Source organism: Streptomyces seoulensis (assembly GCF_004328625.1).
Lineage (GTDB): Bacteria > Actinomycetota > Actinomycetes > Streptomycetales > Streptomycetaceae > Streptomyces > Streptomyces seoulensis.
On record NZ_CP032229.1, the window covers coordinates 1,916,374 to 1,933,645 of the forward strand.

The 17,272-nt window shown below is 72.4% G+C and carries 17 protein-coding genes; 7 read left to right on the top strand and 10 right to left on the bottom strand.

Features of this window, described 5'->3' with window-relative positions:
* Positions 1-65: 65 nt before the first annotated feature.
* The 3 genes from D0Z67_RS08985 to D0Z67_RS08995 all read right to left on the bottom strand — a co-directional run bounded on the left by D0Z67_RS08985 (position 66) and on the right by D0Z67_RS08995 (position 4,052).
* A complete protein-coding gene (locus D0Z67_RS08985; RefSeq protein ID WP_031179628.1) occupies positions 66-1,073 on the bottom strand; it encodes a questin oxidase family protein in 1,008 nt (335 codons plus the stop codon).
* 65 nt (positions 1,074-1,138) lie between these two features.
* Positions 1,139-1,690, bottom strand: coding sequence for an EF-hand domain-containing protein (locus tag D0Z67_RS08990; RefSeq protein WP_031179627.1), 552 nt, complete (start codon positions 1,688-1,690; stop codon positions 1,139-1,141).
* A 94-nt stretch (positions 1,691-1,784) separates the two neighbouring features.
* Positions 1,785-4,052, bottom strand: a complete 2,268-nt coding sequence (locus D0Z67_RS08995; protein WP_234312630.1) for a tetratricopeptide repeat protein — start codon at positions 4,050-4,052, stop codon at positions 1,785-1,787.
* Between the two features lie 244 nt (positions 4,053-4,296).
* On the opposite strand from D0Z67_RS08995, the gene D0Z67_RS09000 reads away from it, so the two are divergent.
* Positions 4,297-4,668: a hypothetical protein gene (locus tag D0Z67_RS09000; RefSeq protein WP_051887493.1), complete on the top strand. Its 372-nt coding sequence runs from the start codon at positions 4,297-4,299 to the stop codon at positions 4,666-4,668.
* A 6-nt stretch (positions 4,669-4,674) separates the two neighbouring features.
* On the opposite strand, the gene D0Z67_RS09005 is transcribed toward D0Z67_RS09000, so the two are convergent.
* From D0Z67_RS09005 to leuA, 4 genes are all read right to left on the bottom strand, one after another.
* Positions 4,675-5,463 (bottom strand): SCO4651 family lipoprotein, encoded by a 789-nt coding sequence (locus D0Z67_RS09005; RefSeq protein ID WP_051887492.1) that lies wholly within the window; start codon positions 5,461-5,463, stop codon positions 4,675-4,677.
* 102 nt (positions 5,464-5,565) lie between these two features.
* Positions 5,566-5,979, bottom strand: coding sequence for a DUF3052 domain-containing protein (locus D0Z67_RS09010; RefSeq protein WP_037774437.1), 414 nt, complete (start codon positions 5,977-5,979; stop codon positions 5,566-5,568).
* A gap of 68 nt (positions 5,980-6,047) precedes the next feature.
* Positions 6,048-6,692, bottom strand: coding sequence for a hypothetical protein (locus D0Z67_RS09015; RefSeq protein WP_031179622.1), 645 nt, complete (start codon positions 6,690-6,692; stop codon positions 6,048-6,050).
* 190 nt (positions 6,693-6,882) lie between these two features.
* Complete coding sequence (gene leuA, locus D0Z67_RS09020; protein WP_031179621.1) at positions 6,883-8,604, bottom strand: 2-isopropylmalate synthase; 1,722 nt, start codon at positions 8,602-8,604, stop codon at positions 6,883-6,885.
* 326 nt (positions 8,605-8,930) lie between these two features.
* Here leuA and D0Z67_RS09030 point away from each other — a divergent pair, with 326 nt between their 5' ends.
* The 3 genes from D0Z67_RS09030 to D0Z67_RS09040 are packed head-to-tail and all read left to right on the top strand — an operon-like array spanning position 8,931 to position 11,673.
* Positions 8,931-10,007, top strand: a complete 1,077-nt coding sequence (locus D0Z67_RS09030; protein ID WP_031179620.1) for a M4 family metallopeptidase — start codon at positions 8,931-8,933, stop codon at positions 10,005-10,007.
* 23 nt (positions 10,008-10,030) lie between these two features.
* The gene (locus D0Z67_RS09035; protein ID WP_031179619.1) at positions 10,031-10,297 is read left to right on the top strand and encodes a protealysin inhibitor emfourin; all 267 of its coding nucleotides are present in this window, start codon (positions 10,031-10,033) and stop codon (positions 10,295-10,297) included.
* A gap of 47 nt (positions 10,298-10,344) precedes the next feature.
* A complete protein-coding gene (locus tag D0Z67_RS09040; RefSeq protein ID WP_165507341.1) occupies positions 10,345-11,673 on the top strand; it encodes a GH1 family beta-glucosidase in 1,329 nt (442 codons plus the stop codon).
* 21 nt (positions 11,674-11,694) lie between these two features.
* Here the strand turns inward: D0Z67_RS09040 and era are convergent, their stop codons facing one another.
* On the bottom strand, positions 11,695-12,648 hold the full coding sequence (gene era / locus D0Z67_RS09045) for a GTPase Era (RefSeq protein WP_030814808.1): 954 nt from the start codon (positions 12,646-12,648) through the stop codon (positions 11,695-11,697).
* 180 nt (positions 12,649-12,828) lie between these two features.
* Here era and D0Z67_RS09050 point away from each other — a divergent pair, with 180 nt between their 5' ends.
* Positions 12,829-14,115: an ammonium transporter gene (locus D0Z67_RS09050; RefSeq protein WP_031179617.1), complete on the top strand. Its 1,287-nt coding sequence runs from the start codon at positions 12,829-12,831 to the stop codon at positions 14,113-14,115.
* Positions 14,112-14,450: a P-II family nitrogen regulator gene (locus tag D0Z67_RS09055; protein ID WP_031179616.1), complete on the top strand. Its 339-nt coding sequence runs from the start codon at positions 14,112-14,114 to the stop codon at positions 14,448-14,450. Before D0Z67_RS09050 ends, D0Z67_RS09055 begins: the two co-directional genes overlap by 4 nt.
* Before the next feature lie 21 nt (positions 14,451-14,471).
* Here D0Z67_RS09055 and D0Z67_RS09060 read toward each other — a convergent pair whose 3' ends face one another.
* Together D0Z67_RS09060 and D0Z67_RS09065 are read right to left on the bottom strand one after the other, a co-directional pair.
* Complete coding sequence (locus tag D0Z67_RS09060; protein WP_031179615.1) at positions 14,472-14,822, bottom strand: cytidine/deoxycytidylate deaminase family protein; 351 nt, start codon at positions 14,820-14,822, stop codon at positions 14,472-14,474.
* Positions 14,819-15,676 carry a helix-turn-helix transcriptional regulator gene (locus D0Z67_RS09065; RefSeq protein WP_031179614.1) on the bottom strand — a complete coding sequence of 286 codons (858 nt, stop codon included), beginning with the start codon at positions 15,674-15,676 and terminating at the stop codon, positions 14,819-14,821. The genes D0Z67_RS09060 and D0Z67_RS09065 overlap by 4 nt, the downstream gene beginning before the upstream one ends.
* 121 nt (positions 15,677-15,797) lie before the next feature.
* Here D0Z67_RS09065 and D0Z67_RS09070 point away from each other — a divergent pair, with 121 nt between their 5' ends.
* Positions 15,798-17,213: an MFS transporter gene (locus D0Z67_RS09070; RefSeq protein WP_031179613.1), complete on the top strand. Its 1,416-nt coding sequence runs from the start codon at positions 15,798-15,800 to the stop codon at positions 17,211-17,213.
* Positions 17,214-17,272: the final 59 nt, after the last annotated feature.

Sequence of the window (17,272 nt, forward strand, 5' to 3'; positions counted from 1 at the left end):
GCCCTGTTCGCCGTGCTGCTCGCCGGTAACCGGGCGGCCCGGCGCAAGCGGTCGACACCCACGCGCTAGACCAGCGGCTCGCTCAGTTCGAGCGCCCGCAGCGCCGCCGCGCAGGCACGCTCGTCGCCCACGTCCAGTGCCGTGTCCGTCAGTTTGATCACGTGCTCGTCGCCGTGGGCGAGGGCTCGCTCGGAGAGTTCCTCGGGGGCGAGGGGGCCCGGCGGGGCGTAGGCGGCCGGCTCGTCGGGGGCGTACATCGCCGTGACCGCCGCTGAGGCCGTCCACGCGGCGCGCATGCTGGGGACCCACAGGTCTCTCGGGAGCGCGGGCAGGGTGCGGAGTACCGCGTTGGGGGCCGTCGCCGCGTGCACCAGCATCGTGGGCTCGCCGTGGGCGTGCGTGGCGTACCGGTGGGTGGCGGCCCGTACGAGGTCGGTGAGGCTGCGGTGGGCCTCCTCCGGCTCGGTGACGTCCGCCGCCCAGACGGGCAGGCCCGTGAGGCGGTCCAGCCGCGCGGGGAAGCCGCCGTCCCGTACCGCGATGGGCCGTACCGCCTCCAGCGCGGCGGCGGCGCTGTCCGCACCGGGCAGCGGGGTGAGCCCGGCTACGGGCCGGTGCCGAGCGGCCCAGTAACCCAGCCCGTGCGCAAGCTCGTTCACCCGTGGTCCGGTCTCCCCCGCCAGCAGTGTCCGCACCGCGTGGCCGACCCGGATCACCGGATGCGTGGACCCCCCGTACATGCCGGGCAGCAGCCTTGGCCACCACACGGCAAGTACCTCACGCCACCCCCGCTCCCCCACCTCCCCCTGGAAGTACCCGACCCAGTCGGCGACCCTGCGCGCATCCCCCAGCGCGGAAGCCCAGTTGGCGTCGGTCACCCGCTCAACCCCGGCCGGGAACTCCTCCAGCTTCCCCGCGTACCGGCCCACCCACCGGTGCACGCCCCCCGCCTGCCCTCGCGCGACCAACGCCTCCACGGCCATGGGCGCGTGGTTGGTCAGCCGGCCCCTCCGCTCCGGCCCCGCCCCGTGCAGCCGCTCCAACGCCTCGTCCAGTACTCCGGTGTCATCCATGCCGGGACGGTAGAGCGGGATGCGGGGGCGGCGTAACGGCCGGAAGTCCTAGGCCGGGTCCTAGGTCAGACCTGCCCGAAGAACATGCTGCCGGGCGCGTCGGGGTCGTTGGACAGGAAGTGCTCGCGGACGGCACGGATGAACTCCTGGCGGGAGATCGAGCCGTCCCCGTCGGTGTCCAGCCTGGTGAACGACTCCATCGCGTCCGGCGCCCCGCTGCGCCACACGTCCCGCAGGAAGCGCTCGAACTCGGCCCTGCTGATCTCGTTGTCCTGGTCCACGTCGATGACGTCGAAGATGGCGTGGCCGCCGCCCTCCATCACGTTGAGGCGGCTGGTGTCGATGACGGCGAGGCGGTTGGCGGTGACGAACTGCTCCCTTGTGAGCCGGTCGCCGTCGACCCCCGCGTGCCGCAGCAGCTCCAGCCAGGAGATCTGGCAGAACGCCTGGATCGCCCTGGCCCGCCGGTCGTTCCTGTCGAGCCGGTACGCCTGGATGTACCGGTCGCCGAGCTTCTCGTAGTCGCTCCAGGCCAGATACCCGTCACTGTCGGCGTCGAGAGCGTCGAACGCGCGCTCAAGCTTGACCGAGATGACGTCCTGCGCGGTGGTGGTCATGCTTCCAAGTCCTCCGTGATCTCGCCCTGATGGCACCTTCAGGATGGGGCGAAAAGTCACGAAGGCATAGCAAAATCCGCATATGCCACCCGATTCAGTGATCGTCGGGGAGTTCACGTTCATAGCGCGCCAAGGTGCTGCGGGCGCCCACGGTGTCGGAGTGTCCGCTGCCCAGCACGCGGTCGAGATCGGCCACGGCCCGCCGCAGGAGCGTGAGGGCTTCTTCCCTTCGCCCGGCCTCCCAGTGGGCGACGGCGAGGTTGCCGCGGCCCGTCAACGTCTCGGGGTGGTCGGCACCCATCAGCCGTTCCCGGTCGGCCACCAGTGCCTCAAGCAGACCGGCGGCCTTCTCCACGTGCCCGGCGCGCCAGTGGTAATAGGCGAGGTGGCCACGGACGTTCAGGGTCTCGGGGTGCTCTGCGCCGAGCACTCGCTCGCAGTCGGCCAGCAACCGTGTCAGCAGCCCGCCCGCCTCCGCCACCATGCCGGACTGCCAGTAGCAGTTGATGAGGTTGAGGCGTGCGCCCAGGGTGTCGGGATGCTCGGCTCCCAACAGCCGCTCGCTGTCGGCGATCACCCGCCTCTGCAGACCGACGGCCTCCACAACCCGCCCCGCCTCCCGGTACGCACTGGCCAGGTTGTTCCGAGCGGTCAGGGTGTGGGGGTGCTCGGGCCCGAACTGCCGCTCACAGTCGGCGACCAGGCGCTCGAGCAGGTCGGCGACCTCTTCGGCGCGGCCGGTCCTGCCGTAGGAGATCGCGAGGTTGTTCCGGACTCCGAGGGTGAGAGGGTGCTGGTCCCCCAGCAGCCGCCGGCAGTCGGCGAGCACCCGCTCCTGAAGGCCGGCCGCCTCCGGGACCCGCCAGGCGTCCGCGTAGGCAGTGGCCAGGGCGCTGCGCACCGTCAGGGTCTGAATGTGCTCGTGCCCCAGCCGCCGTTCGCACTCGGCAGCCGTCCGCTGCCAGTGGGCGAGGGCGGGCGCCACGAGCCCCGCCCTGCTCAGGCTCTCCCCGGCACGGCCGAGAACGGCATGAGGCGCGGAGTCCCAGAGACAGTCGGCCGCGTGGTCCGCGAGGGCGTCCGTGTTGGCGCGCAGGGTGGCGGCGAGATCGGGGCGGAGCTGGTCGGGGTCGGGCCAGATGTCCGTGAGCGCGTCCGCCGCCGCCTTGGCCAGCTCGGGCAGCCGCGCCTCCGGAATCCCCTCCCGTACCGCCCGAGCCGTCAGCGCGTGGACACGGACCGCACGGGGTTCCGCCCGGGTGTCGCAGGTGAGCAGGGCGTACCGGTGCAGGAGTCGCAAGGTCTTGTGGGCCTGGGCGGGAGTCGCCTCCCGGGGGCTCAGGCAGTTCAGAAGGGGCGGGGCGGACCAGAGCGCGTGGGGGTGGCCGGACGGGTCCAGGAGGGACACCAGGCGCAGTGCCGTCGTGGCGAAGCCCGTCGTGTCCGTCGCCTGGGCGGCCTCCAGGGACAGCAGCAGGGTGGTGGTGATCTGGCGGCCGTAGCCCTCGGTGTCGGCCGCCTCGGGGAGGGCCTCCTTCAGGGAGGTGCGGTGGTCCGTGAAGAGGGCCAGGTACGCCGTGCAGGTCAGTTCCTCGTTGCCCATGTAGGCGGTGGCGTGGCTCAGGGCCAGGGGTAAGTGGCCCAGCGCGGAGGCGAGTTCGGCGACCTGCTCGTCCAGCAAGTGCTCCATGCCCTCGCCCCTGAGGCGGGCCTCGACGAACGTACGCGCCTCCCCCGGGGTGTATACGTCGATGTCGATCCGCGTCCGCCCACCCCCCGTCATCCGCGCGTCCTTCAGCCGGGTCGTGGCCAGCACCCAGTCCGACCCCGTACGGCTCGCGGGCCACCAGGACGTGAGGACGGCCGGGTCGGTCACGTCGTCCAGCACCACCAGCCAGCGCCGGGAGGTGGTCGCCAGCCACTCCAGGAACAGGCGGGCGTCCGCCTCGGGCTCACCGCCCGCGACGCCCACCCGGGCGGCGGCCTGCGCGTACTGGGTGATGACCTGCTGGGCCTCCGTCGCGGCCGTCCACACCACGAGGTCGTACCCCTCGGCCACCGCGTCCGAGGCGCAGGCGGCGGCGAGTTGGGTCTTGCCGACGCCGCCGCCTCCGGAGAGGACCTGGGTCAGGACGACCGTCCCGCCCTTCGCCCGCGCCCCCTCCACCCGCTCACGCAGCTCGCGCCGGGGCTGGAACGCGGACGCCAGGACCGGGACCGGACCGATCTCCACCGGCCACGCCACGGCCGTCGGCACGGCCGGGGCCTCGTGGAAGTGGACGTTGGCGACCCGGCTGTTCTCCCCGAGCGCGCTCCCCTCGATGCCGCCCCCGGCACCGACGCCCCCGCGCCCCACGCTCACGTGCCCGGACCCGGCACGTGGCGCGTCCTCCTCACGGCGCCCCCACCGCCGTCCAGGGGGCTTCATCGCGGACCGCCGGTGTGCCCCGTCCCGCCCACGCCGCTCCCCCGTCCACCTCGAAGTGCCCTGCCCCATAACCGACTTGGCGCAGGTGCGGTAAAACGTAGCGCCACCCGCCGGGTTGCGTGAACATGTTCCTGTCGACCGAGGGCGGGGGCATGTGATGGCGCGGACATGGACATGGGTGACCGCCGTGGTGGCGGGCGCGGCCACCCTCGGGCTGGTCCTGGTCGCCGTGCTGGCCGACCTGGACACCGCCGGTCAGGCCGCGAGCGTGGTGGGCGCGGTGGTGGCGCTGGCCGCGCTGGTGGTCTCGGTGCTCGCACTGGGCGGCACGCCCACCCCGGGCCGCCGGGTACGCGCCGGCCGGGGCGCCGTCGCCGCCGGAGGCAACATCACCGGCTCCGCCCTCGGCCCCCACTCCAAGGTCACCGGCCCCCACACCCCACCCACCCCCACCCGCCGCACCCGGTCCGACGTCCACGCCTCCCGCGACGCCATCGCCACCGGAGGCGACATCACCGACAGCGCCCTGGGCGAGGGCAGCGAACGGTAGGGCCGGTCAGCCCGCCACCGGGCTCTTGACCAGCTCGCCCGGCACCGTGTCGGCCGGGTCCGGGACGGTCACGCGCACCGGCTTGCCGAGGTCGGTGAGGTTCATCGTCGCGGTCGCCTCGACACCGCCCAGGTTCACGGCCAGGCGGGTCTTTACGAGGCGGCCCCGGGCGTCGACCCAGGCGTCCGCGAAGACGGGCAGGTCGGCGCCCAACCGCTGGCGGGCGTCGCCGAGCTGCTTCCGCACGTCCGCCGCCATGCGCAGGGTGAGGGTGCGGTGGTCGAGGGTGCCCCGGTAGTGCCTGGCGCGCACGCCGTGGACGGTCTCGCTGCCCTCGTCGGAGACCTGGCGCATCGCGGCGACCTGACGCATGACGTGCTGCGGGTCGTTGAGCGGGGCGCGCAGCAGGTAGTGGGCCTCGGCCTTCTCGCGGGACACGCTCGCCCAGGTGCTCGCGGCGATCCCCGCGCTGCCCCTGGCGAAGACCTTGCCGTCGGTGAACACCTCGTCGGTGCTCGCCGCGCCCCAGGGCGGGTCGACCGTGAGGTGTCCCCGGTCGGCGCCGAAGTCGAAGCCGCCCGCGATGCCGAAGCGGTACTCGTCTCCGGCGGCCCCGAGCTCTATCGTCTCGTCGATCCGCGCCGTCCCCGCACGGGTCCCGGCCACGGCCGCGCGGACGACGGAGCCGGGATCGGGAGCGGGCGAGGCACTCGCGGACTTGTCCTCGGCGTCGGCGGTGGCACAGCCCGCGCACAGCAGCGCGACGGCGGCGGCCAGCACGAAGGGACGGCGCATACGGTTCTCCAGGTGTTCCGGTGGAACCGCGTCGCACCACGCGTCTGCTCACCCTGAACCGGAAACCCCGCCCATGCCGGCAGGCGGCCCCCGCCGGTGATCTTACGCGGCGGTCCCCCCGCGCACCTCCAGGCGGGTGCCTGTCCAGGACGGGGAGAGGGGGAGCGGGGGGTGGGCGGTGAGGCCTGCGGAGGTGGCGCTTTCGGTGATGTCGGCGGGGTCGATGTGGCCGTCGCGGCCGGGGCGGGGGGTGAGGAGCCAGATGAATCCGCCGGGCGCGAGGTCGCCGCGGGCGGCGATGAGGCCGTCGAAGAGGTCGCCGTCCTGCTCGCGCCACCAGAGCAGTACGAGGTCGGCGGCGCCTTCGGTGTCCTCGTCGGCCAGGGCGTCGCCGGTCCACTCCTCCACGGCCGCGCGCAGGCGGTCGTCGCTGTCCTCGTCCCAGCCCGTCTCGCGCACGAGCTGTCCGGCCGTGAGTCCCAGCCGGTCCGCGAGGGTCTGCTCGGCAGTGGTCATCGTCGTCCTCCATTTAAGAGACCGCGATGCTCAACGCCGAGGACGCTCCCGCGTCACGCCTGCCCTGGTCAGGACGGCATGCGGGCTGCCGTCAGAACCCGTTCCACCACCTCGGCGGGGAGCAGGAGGGCCTCGCCGGCCACGGTGAGGGCGGTGTGTTCGGCGGGGGTGTAGGGGCCGTCGGCGAGGGCGATGAGGGCCGCGTCCAGGAGGAGGGACTCGCGGCCCGGCGCGGCCAGGTGGGGGGCGAGGGCGGTCAGGGCGGGGCGGGGGTCGCCGCCGTCGAGGGTCATGGCGAGGCGTTCCGCCGCGTCCTCCTCGCAGCCCGCCGCGCGGACCGTCTCGGCGGCCGCCTCCAGCGCGGCCCGCGATCCGCTGCCCCCGGCGGCCAGCACCGAGACGGCCACCGCGTGGACCGCGTCGCGGAGCAGGACGGAGAGCCGGCGGGTGGTGGGGTGGTCGAGCGTCTCGACGCCGAAGCGGTGCAGACAGGACGCGCACTCCACGACCGGCCCGGTCGTCCCGCGCGCCAGCACGGGCACCCCGAGCACGGTGAGACGGGTGCGGCCGGTGAGGCGCTGGTAGTTGCGGTCGCCGCCGCAGCCGGGGCAGAAGAACTCCCCGTCGCCCTGGGGCGTCCAGGCGGTGCGGGAGCCCAGGAGGTGCCGCACGAACCCGGTGGCTCGGCCGTCTCGTCCCCGTACTGGCAGCACGTCGCACCTCCGCACGTCACCACGCGGCCCCATCGCCGCGCTGGCGTGATGTTAGCCACATCACGCGGCCCTAGTCAGCCCTCCGGGCGAGACCGGTCCGTGACCTGCGGCGTTCCCTGGCCGGAAGACGACGCCGCCCCGGCCGCCGTGGACAGCGGCCGGGGCGGCGAAGCGCCGGGTCGGGGCGGGGTCAGCGGGTCGCGCGGTTCACCGCGGACACGACCGCCTTCAGCGACGCACGTGTCGTGTTCGCGTCGATGCCGATGCCCCACAGCACCTTGTCGCCGACCGCGCACTCGATGTAGGAGGCGGCCTGCGCGGACGCGCCCTCGCTCATCGTGTGCTCCTGGTAGTCCAGCAGGCGTACGTCCACGCCGACCGACTGCAGCGCGTCGAAGAACGCCGAGATCGGACCGTTGCCGCTACCGGTCAGCACGGTGTCGGCGCCGTCCACCGTCGCCTCCACGGTCAGCGTGTCCACGCCGTCGGTGTCGGTGGTCGACTGGCCGGTACGAACCTGGATGCGGCCCCAGGGGTTCTCCGGGTTCGGCAGGTACTCGTCCTGGAAGGCGGCCCAGATGTCGCGCGGGGTGATCTCGCCGCCCTCGGCGTCCGTCTTGGCCTGGATGATCTTCGAGAACTCGATCTGCATCCGGCGCGGCAGCTCCAGCTTGTGGTCGTTCTTCAGGACGTACGACACACCGCCCTTGCCGGACTGCGAGTTGACCCGGATCACGGCCTCGTAGGAGCGGCCGACGTCCTTGGGGTCGATGGGCAGATACGGCACCGCCCACTCCAGGTCGCCCACGCCGACACCCCGCTCGGCCGCGTCGGCCTCCATGGCGTCGAAGCCCTTCTTGATGGCGTCCTGGTGGGAGCCGGAGAAGGACGTGTAGACCAGGTCGCCCACGTACGGGTGGCGCGGGTGGACCTCCATCTGGTTGCAGTACTCCCACGTGCGACGGATCTCGTCGATGTCGGAGAAGTCGATCTGCGGGTCGACGCCCTGCGAGAACAGGTTCATACCCAGGGTGACCAGGTCGACGTTGCCGGTGCGCTCGCCCTGCCCGAACAGGCAGCCCTCGACGCGGTCGGCGCCGGCCATCAGCGCCAGCTCGGCGGCGGCCACGGCGGTGCCCCGGTCGTTGTGCGGGTGCACGGACAGCACGACGTGCTCGCGGCGGGAGAGGTTGCGGTGCATCCACTCGAACCGGTCGGCATGCGTGGACGGGGTCGAACGCTCCACGGTGGCGGGCAGGTTGAGGATGATCTCGCGGCCCGGACCGGGCTGGTAGACGTCCATCACCGCCTCGCAGACCTCCAGCGCGAACTCCAGCTCGGTGTCGGTGAAGATCTCCGGGCTGTACTGGTACCCGAACTCGGTCTCCGGGCCCAGCAACTTCTCCGCGTACTCCACGACCAGGCGGGTGCCGTCGACGGCGATCTGCTTGATGTCCTCCTTGGAGCCCCGGAAGACCACCCGGCGGAAGACGGGCGCGGTGGCGTTGTACAGGTGGACGGTGGCGCGGCGGGCGCCCTTCAGGGACTCCACGGTGCGCTCGATCAGGTCCTCGCGGGCCTGGGTGAGGACGGAGATCGTCACATCCTCGGGGATCGCGCCCTCTTCCTCGATGATGGAGCGCACGAAGTCGAAGTCGGTCTGGCCGGAGGCGGGGAAGCCGACCTCGATCTCCTTGTAGCCCATCTTGACCAGCTGGTCGAACATCCGGCGCTTGCGCTCGGGCGACATCGGGTCGATCAGGGCCTGGTTGCCGTCGCGCAGGTCGGTGGAGAGCCAGCGGGGGGCTGCGGTGACGCGCTTGCCGGGCCAGGTGCGGTCGGGGATGTCGACCTGCTCGTACTGGCCGTAGCGCTGGAACGGCATGGAACTGGGCTGCTGGCGGTTCGCCATGATCGCGTGGGCTCCTCGGAAAGTCCTTGGGACGGCCGACGACGCAACGCCAATAGCACCGCGGGGAGGGAGTCGGCCTTGCTTACAGGCCCTCGCCGCGGCAGCTAAGGAGAAGCAGCCCGAAACGCATGATGCTGTGCAGCCTAGCCGAGGCCCGCCGGGCTCGCGGGGGCGTATCAGCATGCGGAACCGGGACGGCCGACGCGGGCCCCTGATGAGGCTTCATACCACTCGGTGACGGGGAGTGACGAGAGATATCACGGTATTTCATCCATCACGGTTACAGGTAGTGACTTTGACATCGCCCGGTGCGACCATTTATTGGCATGACGACCAACGGGGGCCATGAGCCCGTCTTCTGCACGATCGTGCCGCCGCACCTCCTCGACAAGCTCGCGCGCGACTCCGACCCGGCACTGTCCGGCCCGGCCCGCCGCTCGCTGGAGCGGGACGCGCTGGAGCGCACCCGCCGCCGGCTGACCACCGTGATCGGCGGGCAGCCCGCCGCCGCCACCGCGCCCGCCGGCTCCGGCGGGGACCAGCCGGAGCGCACGATCTTCGACGCCGGGCACAAGCAGGACCTCCCCGGCAAGAAGGTCCGCGCCGAGGGCTCCGAGCCGGGCTCCGACGCCACCGTCAACCGGGCCTACGCGGGCCTGGGCGCCACCTTCGAGCTGTATCTGAAGGTGTACGGCCGCCACTCCATCGACGGCCAGGGCCTCCCGCTCAACGCCACGGTCCACTTCGACAAGGACTACGACAACGCCTTCTGGAACGGCGAGCAGATGGTGTTCGGCGACGGGGACGGCGAGATCTTCCTCGACTTCACCATCCCGGTCGACGTCATCGGCCACGAACTCACCCACGGCGTCACGCAGTACACCGCCAACCTCGCCTACTTCGGCCAGTCCGGCGCGCTCAACGAGTCGCTGTCCGACGTGTTCGGCTCGCTGATCAAGCAGTACACGCTCCGCCAGACCGCCGCCGACGCGGACTGGCTGATCGGCGCCGGACTGCTCGCCCCGCGCGTCCAGGGCGAGGCCCTGCGCTCGATGAAGGCCCCGGGCACCGCCTACGACGACGACGTGCTCGGCAAGGACCCCCAGCCCGCCGACATGCAGCACTACGTGCACACCGGCCGGGACAACGGCGGCGTCCACATCAACTCCGGCATCCCCAACCACGCCTTCTACATCGCGGCCACCGCGATCGGCGGCTACGCCTGGGAGAAGACCGGCCAGATCTGGTACGACGTGCTGACCGGCGGCAAGCTCAAGGAGGACGCCCAGTTCGCCGACTTCGCCACGCTGACCGTGAAGGCCGCCCGCGAGCGGTTCGGCGCGGGCGGCGAACTCCAGGCGGTGGAGAAGGCGTGGGAGGAAGTGGGGGTGGAGACGCTGTAGCCGCCGTGCCGGACACTGGGGCCATGCGTATCCAAGTACGGCGTACGGGCGGCTTCGCGGGCATCGAGCGGCAGGCGGAGGTGGACACCTCCGGGCTCCCCGACGCGGCGGAGTGGCGCACCCTGGCCGACCAGGCCCTGACCGCCGCCCCGGCCACCCCGGTGGCGGGTGTCCCGGACGGCTTCCACTACGAGATCACGGTGGACGGCCGCACCGTCCACGCGGCCGACCCCCGACTGACCGAGGCGCAAAGGGAGTTGGTGTCACGGGTGCTGAAGGAGGGCGCCTGAAGGAGGGGGGCTGACGCGGGCGTTGACGCGGCGGGGGCCGGGTGCGGATGATCCGGCCCATGGTGACGGACGCGTACGGCCCTCTCCCCCGCTTCCCCGACGGCTTCCTGTGGGGGGTGTCGACCTCCGCGCACCAGATCGAGGGCGCCGCCGATCTGCGCGAACCCTCCGTCTGGGACGTGTTCACCGCCGAGCCGGGCCGGGTGAAGGACGGCTCGACGGCCGCCGTGGCCTGCGACCACTTCCACCGCTACCCGGAGGACGTGGCCCTGCTGGCCGATCTCGGCGTGGACGCGTACCGCTTCTCGGTCTCCTGGCCGCGCGTGAACTCCCCCGGCGGGCTGGACTTCTACGACCGGCTGGTGGACGCGCTGTGCGAGGCGGGGGTCCAGCCGGTGCCGACGCTGTTCCACTGGGATCTGCCGGCCGGGCTCGACTGGCTGGACCGGGACACCGCGTACCGGTTCGCGGACCATGTCTCCGCTGTCGCGGACCGGCTCGGGGACCGCGTGCCGCGCTGGATCACCCTCAACGAGCCCGCCGAGCACACCCTGTTGGGCCACGCACTCGGCACCCACGCCCCCGGCAAGGCCCTGCTCTTCGACGCGCTCCCGGCCGCCCACCACCAGCTCCTCGCGCACGGCCTGGCGGTACGGGCGCTGCGCGCGGCCGGGGTGACGAACATCGGCGTCGCCAACTCCCACTCCCCCGTGGAGCCCGCCTCCGCCGACCCGGCGGACGTGGAGGCGGCCGTCTTCTACGACCTGCTTCTGAACCGCCTCTTCGCGGACCCGATCCTGCTGGGCCAATACCCGGACGGCACGGCTGCGTTGATGCCCGAGGGAGCCGAGGACGATCTGCGGATCATCGCGGAGCCGCTGGACTGGTACGGGATCAACTACTACGCCCCGGCCAGGGTCGGCGCCCCGCAGGAGGAGCCCACCGAGTTCGGCGGGGTGGCGCTGCCCGCCGAACTACCCTTCTCACTGCGGGAGTTCGAGGGCGTCCCGGTGACCGACTTCGGCTGGCCGGTCGTCCCCGAGGCGCTGACCGGCCTGCTGACCGGGCTCCGCGACCGGTACGGCGACCGGCTCCCGCCCCTCGTCATCACCGAGAACGGCTGCTCGTACGAGGGGCTGGACGACCAGGACCGCATCGCCTACCTGGACGGCCATGTCCGCGCGGTCCACGCCGCGCTCGCCGAAGGGGTCGACGTGCGCGGCTACTTCGTGTGGTCGCTGCTGGACAACTTCGAGTGGGCCGAGGGTTACGCCCGCCGCTTCGGCCTGGTGGACGTGGACTTCGCCACGCTGCGGCGGACCCCGAAGGCGTCGTACCGCTGGTACCGGGAGCTGCTGCGGGCGCAGCGCGGCTGAACGGTCAAGAGAGGAGCGGCCTCAGAAGCCGAGCTTGCGCAGCTGCTTGGGGTCGCGCTGCCAGTCCTTGGCGACCTTCACGTGCAGGTCGAGGAAGACGGGCGTGCCGAGCAGGGCCTCGATCTGCTTGCGGGACTTGATGCCCACGTCCTTCAGCCGCTTGCCCTTGGGGCCGATGATGATGCCCTTCTGGCTGGGCCGCTCGATGTAGACGTTGGCGTGGATGTCGAGCAGCGGCTTGTCGGCCGGGCGGTCCTCGCGCGGGAGCATCTCCTCCACGACGACGGCGATGGAGTGCGGCAGCTCGTCGCGCACGCCCTCCAGCGCGGCCTCGCGGATCAGCTCCGCGATCATGACCTGCTCGGGCTCGTCAGTGAGGTCGCCCTCGGGGTAGAGCGCGGGGCCCTCGGGGAGCAGCGGCACGATCAGGTCGGCCAGCAGGCCCACCTGCTTGCCGCCGGTCGCGGAGACCGGCACGATCTCGGCCCACTCGAAGCCCAGCTCCTTGCCGAGCTGGTCGATGGCGATGAGCTGCTCGGCGAGGGTCTTGGAGTCGACGAGGTCGGTCTTGGTGACGATGGCGACCTTGGGGGTCTTCTTGATCCCGGCCAGCTCCTTGGCGATGAAGCGGTCGCCGGGGCCGATCTTCTCGTTCGCCGGGAGGCAGAAGCCGATCACGTCGACCTCGGCCCAGGTGGTGCGCACCACGTCGTTGAGCCGCTCGCCCAGCAGGGTGCGCGGCTTGTGGAGGCCGGGGGTGTCGACCAGGATCAGCTGGGCGTCGTCCCGGTGCACGATGCCGCGCACCGTGTGCCGGGTGGTCTGCGGCTGGTCGGCGGTGATGGCCACCTTCTGCCCGACCAGAGCGTTCGTGAGGGTGGACTTGCCCGCGTTGGGACGGCCCACGAAACACGCGAAGCCTGCGCGGTGGGCGTTCTCGCCCGACCGCTCGGATGACTGGGTACGAACGCTCATGCCGACCATTCTCCCTGATCCGCGAGCCCGTGCCGCACGGGCGTCCGCCGCACCCCCGCAACCGGCGTCTCCGGGCGCCCGCACGGGCCGAAACCTGCTGGAAACGCCCCTGTAGGCGACCGGAAACGCGCACCCGTGACCCTCTGACGAGCCCGCTCCCCCGGATCACTGGAGACGCCCGTGACCCTCGCCGCCGCGCACGCGGACACCGGTGACACCGCCTGGCTGCTCGCCGCCACCGCCCTGGTGCTGCTGATGACACCGGGCCTGGCCCTGTTCTACGGCGGCATGGTCCGCGCGAAGAGCGTGCTCAACATGCTGATGATGAGCTTCGTGTCCATAGCCCTGGTCACCGTGGTCTGGCTGGCGGCCGGCTACTCGCTCGCCTTCACCGACGACCTCGGCGGGGGCCTGCTGGGCGGGCTGGAGAACGCGGGGATGGCGCGTCTGACCCCGTCCAGCCTGCACGGCACGGTCCCCACCCTGCTCTTCGCCACCTTCCAGCTCACCTTCGCGATCATCACGGCCGCCCTGATCAGCGGCGCGGTCGCGGACCGCACCCGGTTCGGGGCGTGGCTGGTGCTGGTGCCGGTGTGGACGCTGCTCGTATACGTTCCGGTCACGCACTGGGTGTGGGGTCCCGGCGGGTGGATCGGCGCGAAGCTGGGCGCGCTGGACTTCGCGGGCGGTCTGCCGGTCGAGATCACGTCCGGCGCCTCGGGACTCGCGCTGTGTCTGGTGCTCGGCCCCCGGCTGGGCTTCAAGAAGGACGCCATGCGGCCGCACAGCCTGCCCATGGTCATGCTCGGTGCCGGGCTGCTGTGGTTCGGCTGGTTCGGGTTCAACGCCGGGTCCGCGCTCGGCGCGAACGGGCTCGCCGCGGCCGCCTTCCTCAACACCATGGCCGCCGGCTGCACCGGCCTGCTGGGCTGGCTCCTGGTCGAGCAGAAGCGGGACGGCCACCCCACCACGCTGGGCGCCGCCTCGGGCGCGGTCGCGGGGCTGGTCGCCATCACCCCGTCCTGCGGGACCGTCTCGCTGCTGGGGGCGCTCGCGGTCGGCCTGGCCGCCGGTGTCGTCTGCTCGTACGCGGTGGGCTGGAAGTTCAGGCTCGACTACGACGACTCCCTCGATGTCGTCGGCGTCCACCTGGTCGGCGGGGTGATCGGCACGCTGCTGATCGGCCTGTTCGCGGACAAGGCCATGACCGGCGGCCCGCAGGGCCTGCTGTACGGCGGCGGGCTCGCCCTGCTGGGCCGCCAGCTCGTCGCCGTCCTCGCGGTCGCCGCGTACGCCTTCGCGGTGACGTACGGGCTCGGCAGGCTGCTGGACCGCACGCTGGGCCTGCGCGCGAGCGAGGACGAGGAGCGCACCGGGCTCGACCTTACGGTGCACGCCGAGACGGCCTACGATCACGGGGTCCTGGGCCATGGCGCCCCTGTCCGGAAAGCCGAGAGCCCCCTATGAAGCTCATCACCGCCGTCGTGAAGCCCTACCGCCTGGACGAGGTGAAGTCCGCCCTGCGCGACCTCGGCATCGACGGCCTCACCGTCACCGAGGCCAGCGGCTACGGCCGCCAGCGCGGTCACACCGAGGTCTACCGGGGCGCGGAGTACGTGGTCGACCTCGTCCCCAAGGTCCGCCTGGAACTGGTGGTGGAGGACGCGGTGGCCGAGCAGGCGATCGACACCATCGTGGAGGCCGCGCGGACCGGCAAGATCGGCGACGGCAAGGTGTGGTCGGTACCGGTGGAGACGGTGGTGCGGGTACGGACGGGGGAACGGGGACCGGACGCGCTGTGACCGGTCCCCGGACCGCTGCCGTCAGCCGGTCGCGACGGTCGACCTGACGACACCGTCCGCACCGGCGAGCAGTACCGGTGTGCCCGCGCCCCCGAGGTCGGCCACCGCGGCCAGGTCCTCCGCCGGGACAGCTTCCGCCGTGCTGACGACCGCCGCTGCCTCCAGGGACTCCGCTCCGGACGCCACCGCCATGGCGACAGCCGTACGCAGCGCGCTGAGCCGGAGCGAGGGGAGGGACACCGTTCCGGCCGCGTAAGTCCGTCCCGTCGAGTCCCGCACAGCGGCCCCCTCCGGGACGCCGTTGCGGGCCCGTACCGACCGGGCCAGGGTCACGATCTTGCGGTCCTCGGGGTCAAGCTCGTTCTCGCTCATGCCCCGAGCATACGAACCCCGTCGGACCCGTTCGCCAGCCACTCCAGCTTCGCCGCGGTGTCCGCCTCCGGCAGCGGGGTGTGCAGCACGATCAGCAGGTCGGGCCGGGCGGGCACCCGCATGGCGGTGGACTCCACGGCCAGCAGCCCGGCGCGGGGATGCATCAGCTCCTTGCGGATCTGCCCCTGGTCCTCGATGTCCCGCTCGGCCCACAGCGCGTTGAACTCCGGGCTCAGGGCGCTCACTTCGGCGAGCACCGCCCGGAACCCCTCGTCCTCGGGATGCGCCGCGCAGGCCGCCCGGAACTGCGCGACGACCGTACGCGCGTTGGTCTCCCAGCTCAGCGTGCGGCTGCGGAACAGCGGGTCGGCGAAGAAGTCGACCAGGCAGTTGCGCGGGGTGGAGTCCTCCCCCATGCCGAACACCGCGGTCGCCGCCGCGTTGTACATCACGCAGTTGTAGTAGCGGTCCATGATGTGCGCCGGATACGGCATCCAGGTGTCGATCAGCCGCCGCAGCCCGTCGCACATGTCCCGGCGGGCCGAGACGCGTTCGGACGCGGGCGGGTTGAGGCCGGCCAGCAGGTACAGGTGCCGCACCTCGGCGGCGCTCAGCCGCAGCACCCGCGAGACCGCGTCCAGCACCTGCGGGGAGACGGAGATGTCCCGACCCTGCTCCAGCCACTGGTACCAGGACGCGCTCACCCCGGCCAGCACCGCGACCTCCTCCCGGCGCAGCCCAGGGGTGCGGCGCCGGGGTCCGCCGAGCGGGAGGCCGGCCTCCTGCGGGGTGATCCGGGCGCGCCGGGACACCAGGAACTCCCGCAGCTCGGTGCGCCGTTCACTTCTCGGCATGCTCGTCACGCTCGCCGTCGCAGCCACGTCCCGGTCCCCCTCGTCGCCGTGTCTGGTGGTGCCACCACCACCATAAGTTCCGACTCCCCACGTTTCTTCCGGCCGCCGGAAGCTCTTTGCCATGGCGATCGACACCCCAGCCCCCGTAACTCCCCCTACCGACCTGCCCGTCGGGCCCGTCCGGCTCTCGGCGCGGGACCGGCTCGTGCTGTTCGTGCTGTGCGCGGCCCAGTTCATGGTCGCGCTCGACTTCTCGGTGCTGAACGTGGCGCTGCCCGAGCTGGGCGACGGCCTCGGCATGAGCCGCACGGCGCTGCAGTGGGCGGTCACCGCGTTCGCGCTGCCGTCCGGCGGGTTCCTGCTGCTGTTCGGCCGCGTCGGCGACCTCTTCGGCCGCCGCAGGCTGTTCCTGACCGGGCTCACCCTGTTCGGCGCCGCCTCGGTGCTGGCGGCGATGGCCTGGGACCCGGCGTCCTTCCTCACCGGCCGCGCCCTCCAGGGGCTCGGCGCGGCGGCGATCGTACCGACCGGGATGTCCCTGCTGACGACGACCTTCCCCGAGGGCCCGGCCCGCAACCGCGCGCTCGGCATCTCCGGCACGCTGCTGTCGCTGGGCTTCACCACCGGCATGATCGCGGGCGGCGCGCTGACCGACGCCTTCGGCTGGCGCTCCACGATGGCGCTGCTGGCCGTGTTCGCGCTGATCGTGCTGCCGCTCGCGCCGGGTCTGCTGCCCGAGTCCCGTACCCCCGAGCGGCCCCGGCTGGACGTGCCGGGCGCGGTCACCGTCACCGCCGGGCTGCTGTCGCTGATCTACGCCCTGTCCACCGCCGCCGCCCAGGGCTTCGGCCGGGCGGACGTGCTGACCGCCCTGGTGGCGGGGCTCGCGCTGCTGACCGCGTTCACCGTGATCGAGTCCCGTACGGCCGCGCCGCTGGTCTCGCTGCCGATGCTGCGCCGCCGCACGGTGGCGTGGGGCAACCTGGGCGGGCTGGTCACCTTCTCGATGATGTCGGCCGTGGTGTTCGCGCTGACCCTGTACCTCCAGGAGGTGCTGCGGCTGTCGGCGTTCGAGACGGGCCTGGTCTTCGGGGTGCAGGGCGTGCTGTCGGCGGTGGCGGGCGTCTGCGCGCCGAGGGTGATCGGCCGGTTCGGCGCCCGGCGCACGCTGGCCGGCTCGCTGGCGGGGCAGGGGCTCCTCACCGCCGCCCTGCTGCCGCTGAGCGCCGACGGCCGGTCGGTGTGGCTGGCCGTGACCGCCGTGTCCCTGGCCAGCATGTGCCACCTCGGCGCGATCGTCTCGTACGGCCTCACCGTCACCTCGGGGGTCTCGGACGGCGAACAGGGCCTGGCCACCGGCCTGGTGACCTCCACCCAGCAGGTCAGCCTCACGCTCGGCGTGCCCCTGCTGGGCGTGGTGGCCACCACCTCCGGCGACCTGCTGGCCGGCGTTCACACGGTGGCCGGACTGTCCGCGGCGATCGTCCTCGCCGCGGCCACCCTGATCGCCCTCGGACTGCGCCCCGCACGGGCCTGACCTCAGTCCAGGATCCGGGTGATCGCGCTACGCGCGGCCGTGTGCTCCACGCGGCCGCG

Bases quoted from the DNA above. Each gene is read 5' to 3' on its own strand.
- D0Z67_RS09070 (WP_031179613.1), top strand. From the start codon at position 15,798: ATGGCGATCGACACCCCAGCCCCCGTAACTCCCCCTACCGACCTGCCC.
- D0Z67_RS09060 (WP_031179615.1), bottom strand. From the start codon at position 14,822: ATGAGCGAGAACGAGCTTGACCCCGAGGACCGCAAGATCGTGACCCTG.
- D0Z67_RS09010 (WP_037774437.1), bottom strand. From the start codon at position 5,979: ATGACCACTGCCGAGCAGACCCTCGCGGACCGGCTGGGACTCACGGCC.
- D0Z67_RS08990 (WP_031179627.1), bottom strand. From the start codon at position 1,690: ATGACCACCACCGCGCAGGACGTCATCTCGGTCAAGCTTGAGCGCGCG.
- D0Z67_RS08985 (WP_031179628.1), bottom strand. From the start codon at position 1,073: ATGGATGACACCGGAGTACTGGACGAGGCGTTGGAGCGGCTGCACGGG.
- D0Z67_RS09055 (WP_031179616.1), top strand. From the start codon at position 14,112: ATGAAGCTCATCACCGCCGTCGTGAAGCCCTACCGCCTGGACGAGGTG.
- D0Z67_RS09040 (WP_165507341.1), top strand. From the start codon at position 10,345: ATGATCCGGCCCATGGTGACGGACGCGTACGGCCCTCTCCCCCGCTTC.
- leuA (WP_031179621.1), bottom strand. From the start codon at position 8,604: ATGGCGAACCGCCAGCAGCCCAGTTCCATGCCGTTCCAGCGCTACGGC.
- era (WP_030814808.1), bottom strand. From the start codon at position 12,648: ATGAGCGTTCGTACCCAGTCATCCGAGCGGTCGGGCGAGAACGCCCAC.
- D0Z67_RS09030 (WP_031179620.1), top strand. From the start codon at position 8,931: ATGACGACCAACGGGGGCCATGAGCCCGTCTTCTGCACGATCGTGCCG.
- D0Z67_RS09035 (WP_031179619.1), top strand. From the start codon at position 10,031: ATGCGTATCCAAGTACGGCGTACGGGCGGCTTCGCGGGCATCGAGCGG.
- D0Z67_RS09065 (WP_031179614.1), bottom strand. From the start codon at position 15,676: ATGCCGAGAAGTGAACGGCGCACCGAGCTGCGGGAGTTCCTGGTGTCC.
- D0Z67_RS09005 (WP_051887492.1), bottom strand. From the start codon at position 5,463: ATGCGCCGTCCCTTCGTGCTGGCCGCCGCCGTCGCGCTGCTGTGCGCG.